This is a genomic window from Cupriavidus sp. GW821-FHT02F09, from assembly GCF_059421605.1.
The window spans coordinates 57,786-80,376 of the sequence record NZ_JBWKVH010000012.1 but is presented as its reverse complement, the minus strand read 5'-3'; the positions used below and the strand labels follow the sequence as shown (position 1 = coordinate 80,376).

Below are 22,591 nucleotides of genomic sequence, written 5' to 3'. Positions count from 1 at the left end.
GCGCCTGCGCCTCGCCCACCTGCCAGATCGACCGCACGGCGCCGTGAGGTAGTTTCTAGTACGGGAGGGTACCGATTCTTTACGCGGGACCTTCAAACTCCCTCGCCTCGCATCCGCTATGTTCCTCCGCCCCTCGCCTCCCTGTCGCTGTTGCTTGCCGCGGCGCCCGTCGCCCATGCCGAGCGGTGGCAACCTTTGCGCCCCTCATGCTTGACTAAGCACATAGGGCGTACCCCCCACTTAAGTGGGGAGTCGACAATCGTATTCGGCCTTGCCCCCGCTCCAATTTGAGATAACGTTGTAGAGACAGGTAAAAGAACGCTGCGCAAATCCGCGCGCCCCGGTGGCGGCGGCCCAGCAGTAGCCGGCTGACACCATCGCCGCTTGATCGCTTAGGTCTGCAGTCCACACGTCACGTTCCTGGGGGATATCGTGTGCGCAAGCTACTGACGCAATTGTTGCGTCCGATCGGACGCGTCAGTACGACCGTCATCACGCTCGGCGCGCTGCTGCTCGGCCTGCTTAGCACGATCGTCGTGCATTCGCTGTACACAGAGCTGCTGGAGAGGGATGCGCGCCTGCGATTCAAGAGCGATACCGACGATATCGTCCAGCAGATCGATACGCGTATCCGGCTCTACACCGACGTCCTGGTAACCATGCAGGCGCTCTTCGGCGCTAGTGATGATGTTTCGCGCGAGGAATTCCGCGACTTCGTCAATGGCCTCAACCTGGAACAGCGCTATCCCGGGTTCCAGACGCTGAACTACGCGCCCTATGTGCCGGCCTCCGAGCTGGCCAGCTTTGTCGCCAGCCAGCGCAAGGACCCAGTCCTGCGCGAGGCCGGCGTGGCGTTCTCCGTCCACCCTGCAGGGAAGCGGCCAGCCTATTTCGTGTTGACTTATGTCGAGCTGTTCCAGAGCAACCTGCCGTCGATCGGCATCGACATGGGTGCGGAGCCGGGGCGCCTGGCCGCTCTCGAAAGAGCCCGTGACAGCGGGCAGGCAGTGAGCAGCGGGCGCCTGATCTTCAGCGAAGCCAAAGGTCCCCACGTCGGCATTGCCTTGCGCCTTCCGGTCTACAGAAAAGGCCAGCCGCTCGATTCAGTGGAGCAGCGCCGCCGTGCCTATATCGGCTCCGTTGGTGCTGGCATACGAATCAGCGGGCTGCTTGGGGAGATTGCCGGCAGCGAGCGCGTGTATGGGACTCGTTTCGAACTGTACGACGCCGGGAAACTCGATGGCGAACCAGTACCGCCGTCCCCGGCGACTCTGCTGTACAACAGCGCCGGCGGCATGACGGCCACCGCCCCCGCCAGTGCCAAGGCGGCTAGCCAGGCCAGCGCCGCACGGCTTGCCGCCAGCAACGAGCCATCCGCGCCCCAGCGGGCAAGCGTATCGGACGATCGTTCCTTCCAGCGCAAGGAGATGACACAGCCGTTTGGAGGACGGCGCTGGCTCATTGTCTTCTCCGCCGACGCCCAGGCCATGGTGGGCCCGCAACGCTACCTGAAGAGTGTGGTGCTTGGGGCCGGGCTGATCATTACCGCGCTGCTGGCCGGGCTGGCCTACGCGCTATCCAGTTCCCGGTCACGAGCCCTGGCGGTGGCCGATGGCATGACGCACAGCCTGCGCGAGAGTCGAGAGGGCCTTGCCCAGGCGCAGCGGATCGCGCACCTGGGGGATTGGCGTCTTGACCTGGAGCGCAATGCGGCCTATTTCTCCAGCGAGATGGCCCGGCTGCTGGGTGTGCGAGCGCTGGATCCCACGCCCGACACACTGCTAGGCGCAGCCGATCCTCGCTTCCGCGGCGTGTTGCGGCAGAGGATGCAAACCGCCTTGCGGGAGCGCGTCGCTTTCGAGCTCGAATGCCCCTACCGCTCGTTACGTGGACGCATGGGTTGGCTTCACCTGATCGGCCATGCGCATGGCCCACCGGGCACGGCCGTCCTGCGCGGCACCGCGCAAGACATCACCCAGCGAAAGCTCATCGAGCAGGCTCGCGCACAGGAGCATCTGGTTGCCTTGCATCTCGCCACCGTGTCTAGCGAAGCCGAAGTCCTGGAAAAAATCATCCGTACCTTGGTTGCGGGAATGGAATGGGAGGCGGGTGCATTCTGGCCTTCGGATGCAGGACGTGGCTTGGCGCTTGCGCCGGTTTGCCGGGCCAGAGAGCAAGAACTGGAAGCTTGGCTGGCACGGCGCCCGGCCGATCCGCAGGCAGATCAGGCAGACGTACTGACGGAACCGCGTTGGTATGCGGGCCGCGGTGCCATCGCGCGCTTGCCTCAGCATCGCTGGCTGGCCGACGGGAGCGTGCGCACTGTATTCGCTTTCCCACTGCGCAAGGGCACGACCACGCTCGGACTGGTGGAGATGTATTCGCGCACCAAGCGTCCACGCGATCCACATGCGCTTGCGATGGCTAGCGCGATAGCTAGTCACACTGGCCACTTCCTGCTGCGTCGCCAGGCCGAGGAGACCCTACGCTTTTTTGCCAATCACGATGCGCTCACAGGTCTGCCCAACAGGTTGATGTTCAAGAACCATCTCGAGAGCAGCCTCGCTCGTTCCCGCTCCCGTCAACACCGTCTCGATATCCTCTTTGTTGACCTGGACCAGTTCAAGAGGGTCAACGACACAATGGGCCACAACGCGGGCGACGTCTTGTTACGCGCCGTGGCAGATCGCTTTAGCGCCACGCTTGGCGAAGCCAACCTGATTGCCCGGCTCGGTGGCGACGAGTTCGTCGTACTGGTCGAGCCAATCGACGACTTCTCCCTTTTGCACCGCATCATCAAGCGTATCCAGGCCGCGCTCGCATCCGGCTTTGTCGTCAATGGCAAGGAGCTGCAGGTGACGGCAAGCATTGGCGTCAGCTCCTTCCCCGAAGATGGCAATGACGCGCAGACGCTACTAAAGCATGCCGATCTCGCCATGTATGCCGCCAAGCAGCTCGGCAAGAACGGCTTCCAATACTATGTGCGCGAGATGAGTGTGACCCTGCAGAATCGCATCGACATGGAATCGCATCTGCGCAGCGCACTCGATCACAATGAGTTCGTGCTGCACTACCAGCCACGCATCTCGCTGGACACCAATGCCTGTACCGGCGTCGAAGCCCTGATCCGATGGCGCCACCCGAAGCTCGGCATGGTGATGCCCGCTGACTTCATTCCGGTTGCGGAGGAGTGCGGGGCCATCGTGCAGATTGGCGCGTGGGTACTGCGTGAGGCCTGTCGCCAGAATGCGCAATGGCTTGCCGACGGCAATGCCCCGATACGCGTCTCGGTCAACCTTAGCGCAAGGCAATTTGCCGACAAGGACCTGAGGCAGGTCGTGCTCGATGCCCTGAAGCAAGCCGGCTTGCCAGGGTATCTGCTCGAACTCGAACTAACCGAAAGCATGGTCATGCGCGATGCCGAGCAAGCGGCGCGCTGGCTGTCGCGCCTGAAGCGAACCGGGGTACGGCTGGCCATTGACGATTTCGGCACCGGCTACTCCTCGCTCGCCTACCTGAGCCGTTTCCCGATTGACACCGTGAAGATCGACCGTTCGTTCATACGCTATCTGCCCGATAGCAGGAGCGATGCGCAAATCACGAGCGCAATCATCGGGCTAGGACATCAGATGGCGCTGGAGGTCGTGGCCGAAGGCGTCGAGAACGAGGCTCAGCTGGACTTTCTTCGCCGCGAGGGCTGTGACGAAGTCCAGGGCTACTACTTTAGCCGCCCTATTCCGGCCGAGGACGTCACCGCGTTCCTCGCTGGCCATACCGTGCACGGTCTGCTGCCTGAACAGGGACCGCAGCCGATGCGCGCCTGATTCTGAGTTCCGGCGCGCGCCCCAGCGTCAACAACAGGAGGGAACACATCATGACAGTGCAGAAACAGTGGATTGAACGGTCATGGCAAGCCATCGATGCGCTCGATTTCTCGAGGATCAAAGCCAAGCTTCTACATGGCAAGTCCGCCCATTGGAGCCCCGAAAGCCTGGCCGATGCCGAGGCCGGCTACCGCAGGTTTCTCAAGCTAGCGGCAAAGTACCCCGACACACCAGTCGTGCCCAGCGAACAGGTAGACGCGTTCTGGCACGCCCATATCGTCGATACCAGGCGCTATGCGAACGACTGTGAGCACATTTTTGGCCATGTCCTGCATCATGACCCCTACGTCGGTATCGATGGCCCACAGGATGAAGCCCGCCTGCGCGCGTTGGCCGAGGCAAGTGCCCGGCTTAGCGCGCGCGAGTTTGGGTTGAGACCGGCGACGGCGGCCTACTGTGCGGTCACGAGCGAGGGCAAGCCCACGCTGGGAGCCGAGCCCGCGGACGCCAAGGCAGCGTACTGCGCAATCACCAATGGGACGCAAGCGGCGTACTGCGCGATCACCTCCGGAGTCGTTTCGTCCTGCGGTCGGGACGCGCCTTGCCCTGTGGGGCTGCCGCGTCACTGATGCGTTGCGAAGTGCCGTGCCAACTGGCCGTAGGCGCATTCACGGCACCCCGACCACGTCCGGGAGGGGTGCCATTCTGTGGGAGACGATGCGATGATGGATTCATTGCTGTTTAGCAAGCCGTTTACCTTCCTGGCTTGCCCGCCGATTGCAGAACTCAAAGAAGCCATCGATGCGCTTAACACGTTGCCGGGACATTCGCGCTGGCTTAAGGAGGAAAACGCCATTCGCCGCGATCATGTTCCTGCCTTTGTCGAGCAGAGCCGCCAAGCCCTGGAGGCGCTTGTTCCGGGCCGGTCCTTCATGGTCGATAGCCTCGCCGATCGGATTCGGCACACGCCACGGGTGCTACAGGAGTTGCGCGAGTACGGTCCGGAGGTGGCGGCTGCCGCTCACTCTTACTTCTACTGGCGCTATTCAGCCGACGTGCTCGGACGGGCGCAGGGCATTCCGCGCAGTGCGCTGGAACGTCAATTTGGCAGGGTGGCGGCACGCGATGGCTCCCACAAGATCATATGGGGCTGTCCGTGTTGCGATCATCCAGCGCGATACCAGGTCGATGGGCTACTTGCCAATCAGCGCCCGGCGCGCCAGGGCGGCTTTGCGCTTGAGTGTGATCACTGTGGGCATCAGGAGCGGGTGTATGCTGGATTTCTGCATTACGGGCGTCTCCAGTGCCAATGCGCTGCGTGCAAGAGCTATGTTGGCGTTCTCGCCTATGACATGGCCAGGGCTACGCGAAAACTAGCTGAAAATCTCGAGAAGTACGCCTGGAGCCAAGCTGCCGAGACCCTTGCCGAGATCCAGGAGTACAAGGACGAGTCCATGCAAATGCTGCAGCGCCGGGCTAGCCCATCACGCAATGCCGCTTCCTTTGCACTTGAAGTCGTGTCCGGCAGGCACCAATCGATGCCAGCGATTCTAACGAGCCTGGACCCTGGCCTGGAAGGTTGCATCGAGAAGAATCCCAGGGCTTGGGCGTTGCTGTGCGAACTGCTACGCGAAGGCGTCGTTGACAACGAATACCTCATCTACGAGGAAGCTGACCGCGAGCGCGTGGCGCTGCAGCTATCACTGCTAGAAGAGCCCTCCTCCCAAACGGAAGGCTTGCCACAGAAGAATCTTGAAACTCTGTTGCAAGGCTACCAGCCTGCGTCTCGCGAGTCCTTTGTCGCGTGGCTGAAAGCAAGCATGCAACTCAAGATCTTTACCGGCAAGTTCTGTACCGCGGTGGAGGTTACCTGGAAACCCAACGCGCAGCGTTGCGAGTTCATCGCTAGCAGTCAGGTCGACCATGCTCGGCCGCTCGCGCACGATACGCCTGCGAGATCAGACGCGTCCTTCGTGCCGCCTTCAAAACACCCGCCTCACACTGACGCTGAAATTGAGGCAGTGACGCTACTGAGATCGCTGGGGTACATTGTTGTGGACCCCGCCGTCATTGAAGCGCATGGTTACTCAAAACTGGAGGAAAACACACCGCTCAACAAGTAACCCTGTGTAGCACGCATCGGTGATCGATGCAGCGCCAAACGGGTCACATTGCGCGGCGGATACTTGCCTACCGGCACAGATCCGCGGCCGAAGGCGGCGTCGCCCGGCTCAAATCAAAATCGCTCTCTCGCAAGCCCGCTGGCGTAAGCGACACCCAGTGCAGTATGGATGACGAGCGCACCAGCCCAAGGCTGCCCGCATAAGTCCATGGAATCGGCGATGGCTGGCTACCGCGCAACTCAATCGTGCCGGCGGACAGCTTCAGGTGCAGCAGGCGGCCGTCCGCCGCAGGCGTGTACGCCATGTCGCCGACCACGGTGATGCTGGCCTCGCGCACGCTTTCCGGCATGCAGGCCAGCGAGGCACTCACCCTGCCGGCCTTATCCAGCAGATGCGCGAAGCCCTTGCCCAAGTCGTTGGTGCCGACCAGCAGGAAGCTGTCCAGGGCCGGGACATAGGCGACACTGTAGGTGTAGTACTTCAGGCGGCCATTCAGTGCTTGCATGCCAGTCAGCGCTCCGTCGACGGGCCGATAGACGGCCGTCTTCAGCCTGGCGTGCGTCTCGCCGGGTACGAACTCCTGCCAGGCAAGCAAGGCCGTCTCCTTCGAGCCTGCAATCAATGGCCACCACTCGCGCTTGTTCGGCGCCACCTCAGTGCTTTGCAGCAGCCGGCCGTTACCGTCATACGTCTTGAGGTAGACGCCGTTCCCGGTGCCCAGGTTGTCCACGCCGCCACCATCGATCCAGTCGTCCGAGTAAAACACCACGAAATTGTCCCCTACCGCCGTCACGTGGCCAGAGTGCCCGCCAGACCAGACGTCAGTCGATTTCGCCTCTTGCGATTGAAGGTCCGTGCCGTACACACGATAGCGCTGGCTGACGCTGTTGGTGGTATTCGAGCCATCCTCAAAGGTCAGCATGATGCGGCCCGCGGCGTTCTGCGCTACTGACACCGGCTCCTGCGCTTCCTTCTCGGCGACCAGTAGCCGGGGCTTGCCAAGACTGGCCTGGGCCGGGTTCCATTCGGCGACGTAGATGTCGTGCGTCCAGTTGCGATTGCGATCCGGGCCGCGCGGCGGCAGCCCGGAGCTGCTGAAGAAGACGTAGGTGGTCTGCCCAGGCCCGGTGGCTGCGCCAATGCCATGCATAAAGGCGCGCTGATCGATCGCCGGGCGGACCTTGGCGGGCGGCCGGGTATCAGCGCGGCTATGGTTCCGGGCTTCGTTACGCGCACCCGACGGCGAGCACAGCAGCGCACCGGCAAGCACTAGAGAAGCGCCACACATCATGACGAGCGGACGCATGGCTACTCCACATTTCCTCGTGACAATGGACAATGCCAAGACCATTCAATGAGGACCTCGCGCGACAGCGGGCGGCACCGCCGGCTGCCGCGCGAGGCCAAACCGCGGAGCTGCTCAGGCCAGTTCCTGCTGTAGTGGCGCAACGTGCGAGATCAGGCCGTCTTCGTCGTGAAAAGCCACCAGGCGACGACCGGTGCCAACCGAGAGCACCACATCCTTGGCCAGGTCGAGCGTCGAGATCGGCGCCACCCGGGCAGGCTGTTTCAGGTTGGAAACGCTTGTCCCGAAGCGGCGCGCCAACGTCCACGCCGTGAACGCCAGCCCTATCCCGAGGACGGTCAACGCATCGGGGATGATCTCCCCAAGCGAGAACTCGCCGCTTCCCGCGGAGGCCACGCACCAGTGGATGTAGAACGCCGCAGCTACCCAGATGCTGGCCACCAGCAGCGGCCGCGCCAGCCGATACCAGAGATATCGTCGGACCGCCTTTCCCCGCGCAAGGTGCTGCAGATACTGCTGCAATGTCGTGCTGGACGCGTCAATGATGGGTTCTTTCATGTCTCACTCCTCCTCAAGAATGCTCTTCAAGCTGCCCGACAACTGGAGATGCGGGCGCAGGTGACCTTGGCGGCGTGGACGCGGGGGCGTCCTCGCGGATGCCGCGGTCGGGGCTGACCCACCTTGCCCGGGTGCGGCGCTGGTGCAACAGCACGCTGGGCAGGGCGATCACCGATGCGACCATGCTGATGGTCCAAAACGCGATCGGGTACCAGATCGTGTCAAGAAAGTAGCGCAGCAGCTTGGTGTCGTAGCAGCGATCGATCACGCAGCCGACCAGGATCTGCACGCAGCAGGTCAGAAAGAGAAAGACGCCTGCCCCGCGCGGCATGCCGGCGAAGCGCCAGGCTTCGGGCAGCTCGAACAGCGCGGTCGCGGCCGTCATCACCAGGGTGAACAGCATGCAATAGGCCCAGATCACGCTGACCGTATACTCGAGGAAGATCGGCCACATCATCGGCTTGTTCTTTGTGACGATGGGCGCCGCATACTTCTGCAGCACCTGGATGCCGCCCCGCGCCCAGCGCAGGCGTTGCCTGAACAGGCCCTTGAATGTCTCCGGCATCAGGATCCAGCTGAGCGCGTGTGGCTCGAAATGCAGCCGCCAGCCATTGACCTGCAGTTTCCAGCTGATATCGATGTCTTCGGTCAGCATGTCGGGGCTCCAGTAGCCCACGCCGCGCAGCGCGCTCTTGCGGAACATGCAGATCACGCCAGACACGGTCAGCAGGCGGCCATACAGTTCCTGGGTCCGTTTGATCAGGCCCACGATCGACGAGAACTCGCCGACCTGCATGCGCCCCAACAGCGAGGTCCGGGTGCGGATGCGCGGATTGCCGGTGACTGCGCCAACCCCCGCATCCCGCAGGAAGTGCCGCAGCATCCAGCCGATCACCTCGCGGTCGAGCAGCGAGTCGCCGTCGATGCACAGCAGGTACTCGGCATCGGTCAGCATTGCCGCAGTGGTCAGGCCAATGGCCTTGCCCTCGTTACTGTGCTGGTGGATCACCAGCAATTGCGGATACTGATCGATCAGCGCATTCAGGATATCGCCGGTGGCGTCGCTGCTGCCGTCATTGACGGCGATGATGTTGTAGTTCGGATAGCGCAACTCCGCCAGGTTCGCGATGACCTCGCGCACATTGGCTTCCTCGTTGAAGCAGGGCACGATCACCGAGACCTTCGGGCACTCGAGCAACACGTCCGCCCGCGTTTTCTTGCTCTCTTTTCTCTCGATCAGGAAGTAGTGAAGCAGGCCACCGGTCATCCATAAGTAGGACATGAACAGTGGGTAGTAGAAGACAAAATTCGAAAGCAGGCTTGCCGTATTCTTCATAATCTTCCCCTACCTTGTTGCTATCGGCTCTTGGTCTGGCTCTTGATCCGGCTCTTGGTCTAAACCTTCATGCCATTGCGCGGTCGCACCAGGTTCTGCATGGACATGACATCCCGCAGCACCGCCAGGTCTGGCTGGTTCACCATGAACTGGTCGGGGCAGTAGCCGAGGTGCTTCACGCCAGCCATGCGCAGGCGCTGCATCTGATCACGTAGCGCGGTGCTGGCGACCGGTGCCTGGGTTCGGCCATCGAGTGTCTGCAACGCGAAGATGGTCTTCGGCAGCGCGCCCGGATGCGCCGCTACGGCGCGGACCAGGCCCTCCAGCCAGGGCGTCGAAGGCGGGCCGCCTCCGGCATCCGCGTAGGCCATCAGGTTGACGAAGTCGTATTGCGCGGCGAATGCATCGATGTCCTGAGCCAGGCGCATGCTCGCGTCGGGACGCAGCACCGCATTGGCAGGCAGGCTGCGCACGGTCAGCACATTGCCGCCGCCCTGATAGTCCTTGACCAGGTCGCCCAGTTGCCGCGTAAAGTCGATCAGGTACCGGAGCTTGGCGTCCGACCATCGTTGCAGCAGATCGGGGTTGGCGCGGATCGCAGCCAGTTCGCGCGGCAACCCCCAGTCCGCGTAGGCGGCAAGCGCCGCATCGCTCGCATCTTCGACATCGCTCAGGCTCGCGTCATCGCCAAACACGACGCCGTTAAGACTGGTGTATCTGCCCAGGTCGTAGTAGATATCGCGGATCACGCTGCGGGCGAGCGGGTCGAAGGGGCTGAGCCGTTGCCGCTGGCGCGGGTCCGGGGGCGTGGCCGGCGCGGCCGGCATCACCGCTACCAGCCGGGACGAAGCCGGATGGCCCGCGGGCAGCTTGTAGGCAAGCACCGGCAATGCCGCGTAGACCTGTACGCCAGCGCGGGTGATCAGCTGCCAGGCCGCGCGCGAGAAAAGGTCGCCGCGCACCGGCATGTGGCGGTTGGGAAAGTAGAGCGCCTGGGCGGTGCCGCTGCCGTCGGGATCGTGAAACGCCTGCAGGTAGACCGATTTGGGCTCAAGATCCTTGATCCGGTCTATCAGCCGCGATAGCCTGGCCTCCTGGCGATCGGGGTTCGGATCGTACACGTCGTCGAGAGAGACGTTAACAACCCGTTCGACCGGCTGGTTGTCGCCGCGATAGGCCGACTGCTGGCGGAACTGGCCCATCATGACACCGGCATCCCAGTCGTAGGAAACCAGCAGGCGCCTGATCTTGGTCAACGGCACCTCGGGCGTATTGGGTCCGTCGTCGAGGGTGAAGTGGACATTCATGCCCAGTTTGTGCGAAGCACCGATCAGCGCCGCGTTGTACATGCCGTAGGGCCAGACCATCGAGCGCACCCGAGCCCCGGTTTTCGCCTGGATCATGTCCGAGCACGTCTTCAGGTCGCCACCGACCCGGCTTTCGTATTCCTGGTCGGTTTCGTAGCGTTTCAGGTCGGCATGGTAGAGGTGCGCGCTGGCCGCTGGTAGTTCGTTGCCTTGCGGATTGGCCACTGCGCCGTGGTGCATGTCGTGCGTGTGCGAGGCGATCTCCACCAGGCCTGACTCAGCCATCTCGCGCAGGTTGTCCCAGCTCATGAAATAGCCTGGCGCCATCACCGACTTATGGCTGATGCGCACCGGCTCGTCCCGGGGAGTACCGGTCCAGCGCGACACCACCGCGACCAGGCCTGGGTAGTTGTACTCTTGCAAGAGCGGAAAGACCTTGGTGTACTGGCTCTTGTAGGCATCGTCGAAGGTCAGCAGCACTGCACGCGGCGGCAGGCGCGGGCCGCCGTTGCGCGAGGCAATGATCTGGTCGACGCTGACAGGGTGGAAGTCGTTGCCCTTGAGCCAGGCGAAGATATTGTTGAGCGTGGCGGTGCTGATCGCACAGGTATCTGCCACCGTTCCCACATCCGCACGCAGGTCGTCCCGGATGTCGTGAAACGCGAGTACGCGGAAGGTCAGCCCGTCGTCGCGATCCTGCGGCGGCAGCAAGGACAGCGCATAGCCAGCGTGGACGCTATTGGTCACCGACAGCGCGCCGGCGAGCCCGATGAATGTTCGGCGATTGAGCTTTTGCATGATGACCTATAGAGGGACGTTGAGGTTGAGGTAGATCAGCTTGGTTGTCTCGCGGTTGGCGTCGAAGCGCCTGCTACCGATGCCGATGCCGTAGGTGAGCGAAGCCTTGCGGCCAAGCTGCCAGAACTGTTCGAGGCGCGCTTCCCACAACATGCTGTCGCCGAAGCCGTCCTGCCGGTAGCCACCTGCGGTGACATACACGCGCTGGCTGAAGGATTTTTCGGCATAGCGCCACGGCGTCCATTGGTACATGGTGCGCAGTTGCGCGGTGTAGTCGCGCCGCGGATTGAAGTAGGCGGTGCTGTCCAGCGTATTGCTGGTGGTGCCCACGTCGAGCCAGATCGCCACCTGGTGGCGTGGTTGGTTCAGCAGCCGCTGGTAAGCGGTGCCCTGCCACATCTGGTGAAAGTTGGTGTCGCTGTAGCGCGACGCGCCGTACATCACATTGAAGTAGCGCGCATCGTCCTGCGAGTAGCGCGCCGATGCCGTGGCAGTGCGGCCTGTCACGCCGGCCTGGTAGGCTTTCAACGGCAACGCGTTGTCGTCGGAGTCGACGCCCGCGCCAAAGCGCCAGGAGTCATTGGGCTGGAAGGCGACCGTGCCGGTGCCGCCGGTCTTGCCCTGACCTCCGGTGGACTGATGCAGCTCGGCGGCGGCTTCCCAGCCGTCGCGCCGGAAGTCGCCGCCGAGGCCGTTGCGTATGCGGCTGACGCTCTGGCCATCGCCGGTGTCGCCACGCGCCGTGTATTGGTGCGCGAAGACACGCCAGTAGTCGGCCATCGGCGACGAGTAGAGACGGGTGTCAACCCCCCAGGCATGATCCGCCAGCACGGCGTTGCCGCGCTCGCCAATGGCGTCGATGATCAGTTGCGGGCGCTCGTAGACGCGGTACTCGCGCTGGAAGTTCTTGACGCTGTTGTTGTCGGGGAAATTGCCGTCGAAGGCCGCGGCGACCGCCTTCGCCTGATCGTACTGATGGAGCTGGAGGGCGGTCTTGCCGAGCCCCACCAGGCTTTCGATATCGCCGGGGTGGTCGGCCTGCGCCTGCCGGTAGATGCTTTGCGAGGCGTACGGGCGTTCCAGCACCAGCGAACCGTCCGCGCGGGCGGTCAGCAGGGAGGGATCGAAGGGGGCGTCCTTGCGCAAGGCATCCAGTGCCTGGACGCCCTCATTGACGTGATTGGTATAGAGGAGGTATTGCGCCTGCAGCTTCTTGACGCGGCCGTACTCGGGATTGGTCTTGTCCACGTCTTCGGACAACTCGGTTTGCGCCGGCGTGTTGCGGGCCATCATCGAGACCAGTTCGCGCGCCGCCTCGTAGTGTCCCTGGTCCAGGTAGGCAAAGAACAGGCTTTCCTGCACGCTAGGACGCGATAGCGCATAGGGCTCGGTAGTCTCCTTGATCGGCTCGATGACCGCCTGCAAGGCCAGTTCGTAGGCGCGCGAGGCAAGGTCGGGCTTGTCGAGATAGGCGTAGGCGTCGCCCGCGGCGGCATAAGCGGAGCCCGGTAGCGGCTCGTTGGCCAGCGAGAGCTGCTCGTATAGCGCGGCGGCTTCCTTCATGCGCCCGCGCACGGACAACGCCGTGAGGCGATCGGACTGGACCGCGCGCCGCACCCCGTTGTATTCGTCATCGGCGGGAATCCTGCCTTGCAGTGCCTCGGCAGCAGCAAGCGCGCCGTCGGCGGGAACCAGGCGATCCTGGTCATTGGAAGCGCTGGCTTGCTGCCGTGCCCACCGGATTTGCTGGGCAACGACAAGATGCTCCAGCAGCAGCAGATCCCGGCGCGCGAAGACATCGGGGCGTGCGGCGGCCTGTTCCAGCGCTAGTTTTGGAGACCCTGCTTCGGCCAGGGCGAAAATGCGCTCCCTGAGCCCGTCGTTCTCGCCCGCCGATGCGGGTTGCTCCAGCCTGGCCGGCGGCTGCGCGCGCGGTGCTGCCGGCTTTGCGGTTTCTGCCGCGCAATGCTCGCGAGCGAACAGCGCTAACAGCACGGCTGTGGTCTTGAGCGTGGTCCGCAATCGCCTGCGGCACTGCTGGGATGCGTTCACGTTTTGATCCCCCGGAATGCGCTGCTGCAAACAAAACGTCTCCCTTGGCGTGCGGCATATCCTTGCCGGCGCCAATGCGTGTAACCGGAGAGACGGACATCACACGGCTAACCTGCTGGCCCTGTTGCAACGCAACGCGCCAATCCGGTCCGCCGAGACATGACCTTGCTGAATCCGACCAGAAATCAAAGCGACCCCGGATCTTCTCCGGTTGCGCCCTGTTATTCCCATCCAATGCCTGTCGCGCCCGGCAGCGATTTGTGCTGCGGCGATGCGGCCTATTCCACTGTCTTCTCGTTCTGCTTTCGTCTGCCGCAAAAAACGGCTGCTCCCTGCCAACCACGTCTCCAGGCTTGCTCTTTGCGCCTGCCTTGATGCCCTTCTTAGTGCTTGTGCGCCATTATTTGGTGATCGGGTGCTATTGCGACAGTCGCCAAAAGCACTAGAGCGACCAGCTGAAAGATGGAGTCGACCTAAACCGGGAGACCAGCCCCGCTGTTACAAGGATGAAACGAAAGCGTGCGCAGGAATGCGCCGCTAAGGAAAACGCGCCGTCCAGCAAGCGAGCACTGCCACGAGCGCATGCTTGAGGTCGGATGTCGGATGGGGAGACCTACACTGAGGCACAGCGCGTCGAACTGAACGTTCAAGCGAATCTGCGCCGGATTGGCCCGCCCTCGCGGGTTACCTCACCGGGTCTGGCCCGGGTGCGGTAGACGAGGAGGGCGTAATGTGCGCCACGCCGCAAATCGGTGGGACTTCTGGCGGATAGCTGCGTATGCCGCTTGTGTCTAGTCTTGTCGCACCAATTCAGAGGGGGAGCGCCATGTCAATCTCACATACTGCCCGCGCTGCGGCTGTTGCGCGTTTTGTACTCATCGGCATGTCGGCGGCGCTCGCGTTTGGCACGCAAGCCCAATCGTTGCGCGAGGCGCCGACCCAGCAAGCGCAAGCCGTGCCTACACCGCCGGAGATGGCAATTCCGGCGGCGGCAATGCCACAAGCCGCAGACCCGCAGGCCTCAACGACACAGGCGCAAGCGGAAAATCAGGAACCGCCGCTTGTCATCGCGCAGCCCGAGGCCGCAGCCTCGCCGGCGCAGCCGGCAGTCATGCGCCAGCAGGCCTCGGGACCGCAGTTGATGACGCCGCGGACTATTGGCAATGTCACCTATATCTGCGGCGGCACGGGCGTCGAGGAGCAGGACCAGCTGACCAGTCTCGAACAGCAATACAACCTCGGCGTCATCTTCACGAAGGGGCCGCAAGGCGATTTGCTGGCGGGGGTCGATGTCCAGCTGCGGCGCCATGGCAAGGTGCTGGCCGCGTTTCAGGCCACCGGTCCGCGCTGCCTGTTCAAGGTGCCGCCCGCCGACTATCGGGTGGAGGCCACCTACAAGCAGCGAACGCAATACGTGATCTTCGAAACCGGATCCCTGGGGACAGGCCTGCGCTGGTAGCAATGACCCGCGGCTGGCGCGCCTGGCAATGACGCGGCCCCCTGTTATCCCCCTACTGGGTCGAAGGAGCGGGCCGAGACCCGCTGTGCAGCTTCGCTATGCTTCCACCAGTGTCACTGCAGATGCTGGCCCCCATTGATCGCAATGTTTGCGCCAGTCAGGAAAGCCGCTTCACGCGAACATAGGTAGACAATCAAGGCCGCTACTTCCTCCGGCTCCCCCAGGCGGCCAACCGGGATTTGCGGGATGATCCTGGTGTCCAGGATCTCCTGCGGCACCGCTGTCACCATCTTGGTCGCAATGAAACCAGGGGACACGGTGTTGACCGTCACGCCGCTCCTGGCTACCTCGAGCGCCAGCGACTTCGTGAAGCCATGCATGCCTGCCTTGGCCGCTGCATAGTTGGTTTGGCCAAAGCCGCCTTTCGAGCCGATGATGGACGACACATTCACGATCCGCCCCCAGCCGCGCTTGACCATCTCGTCGCACACCGGCTTGGTCATATTGAACACCGAATCGAGATTCGTCCGCATGACCGAGTCCCAGTCCGCTTTTTCCATCTTCCTGAAGCTGGTGTCCCGCGTGATTCCGGCGTTGTTGATCAGAATGTCGACAGGACCAATCTCCGCCCGAATCCTCGCCACACCCAGCTGGCACGAATCGTAATCGGCCACGTCGACCGGGAAGGCATGGAATCGGTGTCCGCTTTCCCTCATCCGCGACAGCCAGCTGGCAACACCCGTGTTCGCCGGGGAGTGGGTCACAACCACCTCGCAATCTGCTTCCAGCAGCCTGGTGCTGATGGCTTCGCCCAATCCCCCCATACCCCCCGTTACCAGGGCTATCCTCGTCGTCATGATTGAATCCTCCATATACTGCGTTGAAGGCCAGGTCGGTGACACGGCCGTAGGAGCAGGTGGCCGAAGCCCAGCCTGCCGCTGGACATGGCTCGCGCTCGCCGCGGCCCCGCGAAGCGTAGGGGCCGCGGCAGCCATTGCGCGGCTTACTGCCGGACGGCTCGGGCAGGCGGTTGCTTCACCGACCTTGAGGCCGCTTCGGCAGCCGTATTGAAACTGCTCTGCGCAACGTGCGCCGCCTGCTTTGCCGTCGACTGCATGGTCTCGTATAGCGTGTGGGTTGCATCGATTGCCGACTGCCAGGCGGCGACAGCCGCGCTGGAACCTGCTGGCGCAGCGCTCACCGCGTTGTCAAGGAGACGCTGCACCCCGCGCTTGTTTGCCTCGTAGTGCGTTTCCGCAGCCTTGTCGAATTCGACCCGCGTCGCGGACGCAATTTCAAAAAATTGCAGGCGATACGAGAGTGTCTTTTCCGTCGCTTGCTTGAGCAACTCGATCTGCAATGCAAAAAAATCCTGGGGGTGCTTGACCGACAGGGCTTTGCGCGCGCCTTCGCAAGTATCGGATAGTGCGGCTTTCGTCGTCTCGATATTCAATGCGAGCAGCTTCTCAAAACCTTCGACAGCTTTGGCCGTCAGACCTGCCGTGGCGTCAATAATCGCCTTCTGCGCAGCCAGGACTTGCTCGGGGGACAGCTGATTCATCTTGCAGCTCCTTGGTGTGACCCACGCCCCGTGCCATCCCATGACAGCACGTTCGCGGCGGAGTCGCGTGAATCGGGCGGCGGCGTAACCGCGGCGGAGGTTCCGGTGCGCAAGAGCCGAGTACATGCCAGGCACCTGCAGGCATCTCAGACGGGCGCGCTGCGCCCTTTTCGTGAGGCGGGGCGTGTCAGATCCGCTCTGTGGAGGACACGCCTGAAGGCTCTGAGCAAGGCGTAGCCCTGGATTGTTAGCTGAGGTCGGCGAAAGCCCGGCACAGGCCGGTCGAGCGCTATTGGTTCATGCTCCAGAAGCGCCTTCCGAGTTCACACCCAAAATAACCTCTATTGGCTGGAAACCAAAGATCAGATACTTTAGATCAAAATTCGCATGCTCCGTGATTTAATATTTTGAATTCAGAGTTAATTAATATTCACATAAAAAGGTTTTAAACAATTTACCCCCGGAAAGAGGGGTTTGAGATCGCAGGGCTCGTTGCAACGCGCCCATTGCCTGGGTGCCTGCTACATCGGTGCGACGTGGGCCGATACGATGAACACGACGCGCGTGCCGTTGGCTTGCCTGGATGTCAAGAACCTGAAGGTCGCGTCCTAGCAGTGGAATGAAGTGTTCGACGCAAGTCTGGAGGAGGGCATCCTCACCTGGACTGCTTCTCGTGCTGCCTGCACAAAAACGCAGGCACCGGGTATCTCACGGAGTCAGTGTTTGGCAAGTGCTTTCGCGAAGTATCGATCGAGATCGTTTTCGAATAACGATTGCTCATGGGCCTGCATGGCTGCGCGGCCGCCATTCGCCAGTGCGTGCGCAAGGATGCCGGTGTCGGTATGCTAGGGGTAGCTGCCCCAGTCAGTATTGCGCTGCGGCAGCGCAAGCGCGGACATCGCGGCCAGGAACGCCTGCCGATGAAGCGCGACAGAGTCCGTCAGCGTGCCGTCGATGTCCAGAACAAGAATGCGGTCGGCTCTCGTGGTCAGGCTCTGGTTGGCAGGTAGCGCACGTGCGGCATGCGAGAAGCGCTCCCTGCGCTGGGTTGGTTAGCTGGCTATCAGGATGTCTTCATAGAAGGCGCCGAATGACTTGGTGGGATGGGCGATCTGGATCTCCAGTATCCACAGTCCAGTCTTGGGGCACCGTTCATAGTCTCCCAAGTCCCCCGCCCGATAGATCGCATGAGGGAAATCGGATACGCGGTGCCCCTTGATTTCGAGGTTGAGCTTCCAGCCCGCAGCCTCAGCCCTCTGCGCTGCATATTGGTATAGCGCCGGTCCGCCAAGACCATCTTCACGCCAGCGCGCGCTGACTTCTTGCCAGAGGATGCGCGCGGCCTCGGCGCAGGCATGCATCTCCGGGTCCTCCCCGACGACGAAGGTATCACCCGCATCGCCTTCATGATCGTTCCAGACAATGCCGAGGTCTATGAAGAAGATGTCTTGCTCACCGAGAACATGATCCGGGTCTATGCGCTCCTTGAACGTCTTCAGGGTGTTCCGGCCAAAGCGCACGATGATCTGATGCCAGATGCGCTGCATGCCCATCTCCTCGAGCGTGATGCGCGCAAAATCACAGGCCTGCTTTTCGGTCATGCCTGGACGAATGCCCGCGGCAATGCGCCGGACCCCTTCGGAGGTCTTGTCCCGCGCGTATTGCATGGCGGGCAATGAGAATTTGGCCCCAACGGCTTCCCGGTCAAGGCTTGGTGTGCTTTCCATGAAAAATCCAGATGTCGTCATGATTCTGCCGAGTTGAGGCGGGCTGCGGTGCCGGCGGAATCAGCGGACCCCTCCGGGGAGGATTGCCGGGCCCATCGTGTGTGGGGCCGGAGAATCGCTGCCTGGAAGGCCTTGCTGCCTTGGTCGCCACAGCAGGCGTACCTCGCGTCGGAAGGGCTCGTTGGGGCCGGATGTTGCCGCTGGCAACCTATCGTGTCCCAGCTCCCGCTTGATTGCCGAAATATATCATTGAATATAACGAATGTGCGTTACGACACTCTTTCCGGTTTCATTGCGGCAGCATCTCCCAGTTGGGCGCGCAATAATGCGCTCACCGTGCAACCGCAAGATCATGCGGGCCACGCGAGAAGTCGCACACAAGCCGGCTGACCTCGGCAATGACATCCAGCGCCGCACTGAAGGCATCGTCCCGGTACACGGCGGAGTAAACCAGCGGCGGTGGCATGGGGTCGCTCTTTACCACGCGCAAGAGCCCTTGCTCGATATCCGTGGCGAAGTAGTCCAGGGCAAGCTGGCTGATGCCGAGTCCTTCGATGGTCAGTGCTCTCAATACGGTCAGGCTGTTGGTGGCAAATACCTTCTTGAACCTGAATCCATGCTCCCGGCGCCAGGCGCCGTAGAAGGTGTTCTTCGCGGACCCGATGGATTGCTCCAGCACGGGATACTGGGCAAATTCTTCGGGGCGCAGCGGCCTGTCGGGTAACGCGAGGGTGGGGCTCGCCATCCACAGGTCTTCCACGCGGCCGACCTCCACCGTCTTGTAGGCTTCGCCCCAGAACGTGCCCGGCAGGATCGCCAGGTCGATCTTGTTTGCCTCCAGGCCTTCGAACAGGTTCATGCCCGCATCAACCACCGGTTCCAGTTGAAGCTCTGGATGCCGGTTCTTGAGTTCCTTGAGCAGCTTGGTCAGCCAGGTCAGTGCGATGAGCTCGGTGACGCCGATCCGGTAGGTGCCGGTGAGCTTGTCGACCTGCCCGACCTCGGCATCGATCCGCTCGCGCAGTCGCATGGCTTCTGCGGCGAGGGTCAGGAGCCGGCTGCCGGCATGGGTGGGCACGAGGCCCTTTGGCGTGCGGTGGACGAGTTGCACGCCCAGGACCGCCTCCAGTTCGCCGACACGCTTGGACATGGCCGATTGCGTCGCGTGGAGCTTGGTGGCCGCCGAGCTGAAGGATGCATGCGTCACACAGAAGTAGAAGGCTTCGAGTTGCTTGAACGTGACAGACATTTGATTTCCCGATTCTGTGCGGCGACATATTCTCGCACCAACAATGCCCTCATCACGAAAAAATGGAATACCGGCGCAATCCGATTTCTCGTTTTGCCGGGCCGGCGCGGTGGCGGATACTTTCTCGCAAGATCCCTTCCATGGCCACGCCTCATGCTTTCGCTCACCGACCGACTCAACCGAATCAAGCCCTCTCCCAGTTCCATGGCGGGGCAACGCGTGCGGGAGCTCCGCGCCGCGGGGCGCGATGTGATCGGCCTCACCGCCGGGGAGCCGGACTTCGAGACGCCGGCCCACATCCGGGAAGCCGCCTGGAGCGCAATGCAAGCCGGCAAGACGCGCTACACCGATGTGGGGGGCACGGCCGAGCTGCGCCACGCCGCCGCGCAGAAATTCAAGCGGGAGAACGGTCTCGACTATGCGGCCAGCGAGATCATCGTCAGCACCGGTGCCAAGCAGGTCATCTTCAATGCGCTCATGTGCACGGTGCAACAGGGCGACGAGGTCATCGTGCCCGCGCCATACTGGGTGTCATACCCGGATATCACGCTGTTTGCCGGTGGCGTGCCGGTGTTCGTGGCATGCCGGCAGGAGAATGGGTTCAAGCTCACGCCCGAGGATCTCGAGCGGGCCATCTCCGCGCGGACCCGCTGGCTGATCCTCAATTCGCCGAACAACCCCAGCGGCGCCGCCTATACCCGCGCGGAGCTGGTTGCCATCGCCGAGGTACTGGAGCGTCACCCGCACGTCTGGGTGATGACGGATGACATCTACGAGCACCTTACCTACGACGACGCCGCCTTTGTCACGCTGGCGCAAGCCGCCCCGTCACTGAAGGCGCGCACGCTGACCATCAACGGCGTCTCGAAGGCGTACGCGATGACGGGCTGGCGCATCGGCTACGCCGGCGCGCCGGCGCCGCTCATCAAGGCGATGGTGAAGCTGCAATCGCAAAGCACGTCTGGCGCCAATTCGGTGGCGCAGGCCGCGGCGATCGCGGCGCTGGATGGCCCGCAGGATTTCATCACGGCCAACAAGGCGGCGTTCCAGGCGCGCCGGGACAGGGTGGTTGCCGCGCTCGGGCAGGTCGACGGCATTCATTGCCAGGCGCCAGCCGGCGCATTTTATGTCTTTGCGTCGTGCGAAGCGCTGATCGGCGCACGCACGCCGCACGGCTCGGTGATCCGGTCCAGCGACGACTGGGTCAACTGGTTGCTGGACTCGCAGGATCTCGCGGTACTGCAGGGTTCCGCCTACGGCGTCGATACGCACTTCCGGCTTTCGTTTGCCGCCAGCATGGCGCAGCTGGACGAGGGCTGCCGCCGGATCGAAGCCGCGGCGGCCGCATTGATTCGCTAGGCATCGCACGACCTTCCTTCATTCATTTCATCCACCAGGGCGCACCATGAACTATCTGCTGAAGTGTCTTCGCCTCGTCGCGGCGGGCTTGCCGCTGCTTGCCACGGCTGCCCATGGCGAGCCCGCGTATCCCTCGAGGCCGATCCGCATCCTTGTGGGTTTTTCTCCTGGTGGCTCGAACGATATCGTCGCCCGTCTGCTGGCGCCCAAGCTGTCCGAGGCCCTGGGCCAGCAGGTGCTCATCGACAACCGCCCCGGCGCCGGCGGCAACATCGCTGCCGACACCATGCTGAAAGCGCCCGCCGATGGCCACACCCTGATGATCTGCACCACGGGGATGCTGTCCATCCAGCCGTCCTTGCAGAAGGTCAGCTACGATCCGCAGACCGACATCATTCCGGTGTCCCTGATCGCCAACACGCCGTATATCGCGCTGGTCAACGCGGCGCTGCCTATCCACAACGTCAGGGAGCTGATCGCGTATGCCAAGGCCAATCCAGGCAAGCTGAACTTCGCTTCGTCTGGCAATGGCACGGCGGGCCACCTCGCGGGCGAAATGCTCAAGCTGCGCGCCGGCATCAACATTGTCCATGTGCCTTACAAGGGCACGGGGCAGGCCATGACGGACCTGCTTGGCGGCCAGGTCTCCATGATCTTCGACCAGCCCATCAGCTCCCTGCCTTACGCCAAATCCGGAAAGCTGCGCGTGCTTGGCGTGGCGTCGCTGCAGCGCTTGCAGTCGCTGCCCGACGTGCCGACTTTTGCGGAGTCGGGCGTGCCCGGGTTTGACCCCGTGGCGTGGACCGGGCTTTGCGCGGCCAAGGGCACGCCGGCCAGCGTGGTGGCGCGCTTGCAGCACGACGTGGCGCAGGTGCTGCGCCAGCCGGAGATTGCGCAGCGCCTGAGCCAGGACGGCATGGAAGTGGTTGGCAGCACGTCGGATAAATTCCGCGAGTTCCTGGCCACCGACAAGCGCAAGTGGGTCAGCGTGATCAAAGAAGCCAACGTCACGCTGAATTAAAGGGACACGACATGGACATCGACATCGACATCGACATCGAGAGCAACCTGCCGGATATGGTCCGGGATTTCGAGCGTGTTCGCCCGGACCTGGTCGAGCAAGCATCTCAGTTCGCCGCCTCGATCTTCGCGGATGTGGCGGGGCGCCGGGGCGGCATGCACGGGCGCATCGCACCGCTCGACCGCGCGAGCCGCTTCTGCGGGACCGCGCTCACGGTCGAAGTCCGGCCGGGAGACAACCTGATGATTCACGCCGCCATGGCGCTCGCAAAGCCAGGTGATGTGATCGTGGTGGACGGCAAGGGCGACCAGTCTTGCGCGCTGATGGGGGCCATCATGACGAACCAGTGCAAGGCGCTTGGCGTGGCGGCGGTGGTGCTGGACGCGGCATCGCGCGACGCCGACGAGATCCGAGAGCTGGGCTTTCCGATGTACTCCGTGGGCACGAATCCCAATGGTCCCACCAAGCTTGTGCCCGGCCGCGTCAACCATCCGATTCAATGCGGCGGCGTTACGGTCAGGGCCGGTGATCTTGTGATCGGCGACGCCGATGGCGTGGTGGTGGTCGAGCGCGAAAAGGTGGCCGAGCTGATCGGGCGGGCGGCCGAGAAGGTGGTGGCGGAGCGAAAGCGGATCGATGGTATCCGGTCCGGCCAGGCGTTGCGCCCGGCGTGGCTCGACGCGTCCTTGCGCGCGGCGGGCGTGCTCAAGGCGGGCGAGGCGCTCTGAGCGTAGCTGGCAATCCGGGCCTGTCTCTGGCTCTGGCCCTTCCGATATAAATAAAAGTAACAAGAATTGTTATCAATATCTTTCTTGTCTAATTTAGGTACCCCACGTTGTCCCCATGCCATCCGCGATCTTACTAGTGGACGAAATAACTTCTGTGCGTCATATTTCCCCTTAATACTTCCT

Annotated in this window: 16 protein-coding genes; 7 read left to right on the top strand and 9 right to left on the bottom strand. The window is 62.7% G+C overall.

Annotated elements, in window-relative coordinates; genetic code table 11:
* Positions 1–434 precede the first annotated feature (434 nt).
* From AC07XB_RS15950 to AC07XB_RS15940, 3 genes are all read left to right on the top strand, one after another.
* Positions 435–3,824, top strand: coding sequence for a bifunctional diguanylate cyclase/phosphodiesterase (locus AC07XB_RS15950; RefSeq protein ID WP_492830372.1), 3,390 nt, complete (start codon positions 435–437; stop codon positions 3,822–3,824).
* Between the two features lie 50 nt (positions 3,825–3,874).
* Positions 3,875–4,453: a glycine-rich domain-containing protein gene (locus AC07XB_RS15945; protein WP_492371360.1), complete on the top strand. Its 579-nt coding sequence runs from the start codon at positions 3,875–3,877 to the stop codon at positions 4,451–4,453.
* A 93-nt stretch (positions 4,454–4,546) separates the two neighbouring features.
* Complete coding sequence (locus tag AC07XB_RS15940) at positions 4,547–5,947, top strand: hypothetical protein (protein WP_492830375.1); 1,401 nt, start codon at positions 4,547–4,549, stop codon at positions 5,945–5,947.
* Between the two features lie 67 nt (positions 5,948–6,014).
* Here AC07XB_RS15940 and AC07XB_RS15935 read toward each other — a convergent pair whose 3' ends face one another.
* The 5 genes from AC07XB_RS15935 to pgaA form a co-directional block, all read right to left on the bottom strand.
* Positions 6,015–7,253 (bottom strand): hypothetical protein, encoded by a 1,239-nt coding sequence (locus AC07XB_RS15935; protein ID WP_492809644.1) that lies wholly within the window; start codon positions 7,251–7,253, stop codon positions 6,015–6,017.
* Between the two features lie 114 nt (positions 7,254–7,367).
* Entirely contained in the window at positions 7,368–7,811 is a 444-nt protein-coding gene (locus AC07XB_RS15930; RefSeq protein ID WP_492371363.1) for a hypothetical protein, read from the bottom strand.
* Positions 7,812–7,824: 13 nt separating this feature from the next.
* Positions 7,825–9,147 (bottom strand): poly-beta-1,6-N-acetyl-D-glucosamine synthase, encoded by a 1,323-nt coding sequence (gene pgaC, locus AC07XB_RS15925; protein WP_492371364.1) that lies wholly within the window; start codon positions 9,145–9,147, stop codon positions 7,825–7,827.
* A 59-nt stretch (positions 9,148–9,206) separates the two neighbouring features.
* A complete protein-coding gene (pgaB, locus tag AC07XB_RS15920; protein ID WP_492830377.1) occupies positions 9,207–11,252 on the bottom strand; it encodes a poly-beta-1,6-N-acetyl-D-glucosamine N-deacetylase PgaB in 2,046 nt (681 codons plus the stop codon).
* Positions 11,253–11,258: 6 nt separating this feature from the next.
* Positions 11,259–13,304: a poly-beta-1,6 N-acetyl-D-glucosamine export porin PgaA gene (gene pgaA / locus AC07XB_RS15915; RefSeq protein ID WP_492830379.1), complete on the bottom strand. Its 2,046-nt coding sequence runs from the start codon at positions 13,302–13,304 to the stop codon at positions 11,259–11,261.
* An 883-nt stretch (positions 13,305–14,187) separates the two neighbouring features.
* Between pgaA and AC07XB_RS15910 the strand changes: the two genes are divergently transcribed.
* Complete coding sequence (locus AC07XB_RS15910; protein ID WP_492830381.1) at positions 14,188–14,763, top strand: hypothetical protein; 576 nt, start codon at positions 14,188–14,190, stop codon at positions 14,761–14,763.
* A 113-nt stretch (positions 14,764–14,876) separates the two neighbouring features.
* Here AC07XB_RS15910 and phbB read toward each other — a convergent pair whose 3' ends face one another.
* The 4 genes from phbB to AC07XB_RS15890 form a co-directional block, all read right to left on the bottom strand.
* The gene (phbB, locus tag AC07XB_RS15905) at positions 14,877–15,620 is read right to left on the bottom strand and encodes an acetoacetyl-CoA reductase (RefSeq protein ID WP_492830383.1); all 744 of its coding nucleotides are present in this window, start codon (positions 15,618–15,620) and stop codon (positions 14,877–14,879) included.
* 146 nt (positions 15,621–15,766) lie between these two features.
* Positions 15,767–16,324, bottom strand: coding sequence for a phasin family protein (locus tag AC07XB_RS15900; RefSeq protein ID WP_492371368.1), 558 nt, complete (start codon positions 16,322–16,324; stop codon positions 15,767–15,769).
* A gap of 1,052 nt (positions 16,325–17,376) precedes the next feature.
* On the bottom strand, positions 17,377–18,051 hold the full coding sequence (locus tag AC07XB_RS15895) for a M24 family metallopeptidase (RefSeq protein ID WP_492830384.1): 675 nt from the start codon (positions 18,049–18,051) through the stop codon (positions 17,377–17,379).
* A gap of 331 nt (positions 18,052–18,382) precedes the next feature.
* Positions 18,383–19,300 (bottom strand): LysR family transcriptional regulator, encoded by a 918-nt coding sequence (locus AC07XB_RS15890; protein WP_492371371.1) that lies wholly within the window; start codon positions 19,298–19,300, stop codon positions 18,383–18,385.
* A gap of 153 nt (positions 19,301–19,453) precedes the next feature.
* On the opposite strand from AC07XB_RS15890, the gene AC07XB_RS15885 reads away from it, so the two are divergent.
* The 3 genes from AC07XB_RS15885 to AC07XB_RS15875 are packed head-to-tail and all read left to right on the top strand — an operon-like array spanning position 19,454 to position 22,408.
* Complete coding sequence (locus AC07XB_RS15885) at positions 19,454–20,659, top strand: pyridoxal phosphate-dependent aminotransferase (RefSeq protein ID WP_492830386.1); 1,206 nt, start codon at positions 19,454–19,456, stop codon at positions 20,657–20,659.
* Between the two features lie 46 nt (positions 20,660–20,705).
* Positions 20,706–21,680, top strand: a complete 975-nt coding sequence (locus AC07XB_RS15880) for a Bug family tripartite tricarboxylate transporter substrate binding protein (protein WP_492371373.1) — start codon at positions 20,706–20,708, stop codon at positions 21,678–21,680.
* A gap of 11 nt (positions 21,681–21,691) precedes the next feature.
* Positions 21,692–22,408 carry an RraA family protein gene (locus AC07XB_RS15875; RefSeq protein WP_492371374.1) on the top strand — a complete coding sequence of 239 codons (717 nt, stop codon included), beginning with the start codon at positions 21,692–21,694 and terminating at the stop codon, positions 22,406–22,408.
* Positions 22,409–22,591: the final 183 nt, after the last annotated feature.

Coding starts and splice junctions, on each gene's coding strand:
- AC07XB_RS15945 (WP_492371360.1), top strand. CDS start 3,875: ATGACAGTGCAGAAACAGTGGATTGAACGGTCATGGCAAGCCATCGAT.
- AC07XB_RS15940 (WP_492830375.1), top strand. CDS start 4,547: ATGATGGATTCATTGCTGTTTAGCAAGCCGTTTACCTTCCTGGCTTGC.
- AC07XB_RS15935 (WP_492809644.1), bottom strand. CDS start 7,253: ATGCGTCCGCTCGTCATGATGTGTGGCGCTTCTCTAGTGCTTGCCGGT.
- AC07XB_RS15930 (WP_492371363.1), bottom strand. CDS start 7,811: ATGAAAGAACCCATCATTGACGCGTCCAGCACGACATTGCAGCAGTAT.
- pgaC (WP_492371364.1), bottom strand. CDS start 9,147: ATGAAGAATACGGCAAGCCTGCTTTCGAATTTTGTCTTCTACTACCCA.
- pgaB (WP_492830377.1), bottom strand. CDS start 11,252: ATGCAAAAGCTCAATCGCCGAACATTCATCGGGCTCGCCGGCGCGCTG.
- AC07XB_RS15910 (WP_492830381.1), top strand. CDS start 14,188: ATGTCGGCGGCGCTCGCGTTTGGCACGCAAGCCCAATCGTTGCGCGAG.
- phbB (WP_492830383.1), bottom strand. CDS start 15,620: ATGACGACGAGGATAGCCCTGGTAACGGGGGGTATGGGGGGATTGGGC.
- AC07XB_RS15900 (WP_492371368.1), bottom strand. CDS start 16,324: ATGAATCAGCTGTCCCCCGAGCAAGTCCTGGCTGCGCAGAAGGCGATT.
- AC07XB_RS15895 (WP_492830384.1), bottom strand. CDS start 18,051: ATGGAAAGCACACCAAGCCTTGACCGGGAAGCCGTTGGGGCCAAATTC.
- AC07XB_RS15890 (WP_492371371.1), bottom strand. CDS start 19,300: ATGTCTGTCACGTTCAAGCAACTCGAAGCCTTCTACTTCTGTGTGACG.
- AC07XB_RS15885 (WP_492830386.1), top strand. CDS start 19,454: ATGCTTTCGCTCACCGACCGACTCAACCGAATCAAGCCCTCTCCCAGT.
- AC07XB_RS15880 (WP_492371373.1), top strand. CDS start 20,706: ATGAACTATCTGCTGAAGTGTCTTCGCCTCGTCGCGGCGGGCTTGCCG.
- AC07XB_RS15875 (WP_492371374.1), top strand. CDS start 21,692: ATGGACATCGACATCGACATCGACATCGAGAGCAACCTGCCGGATATG.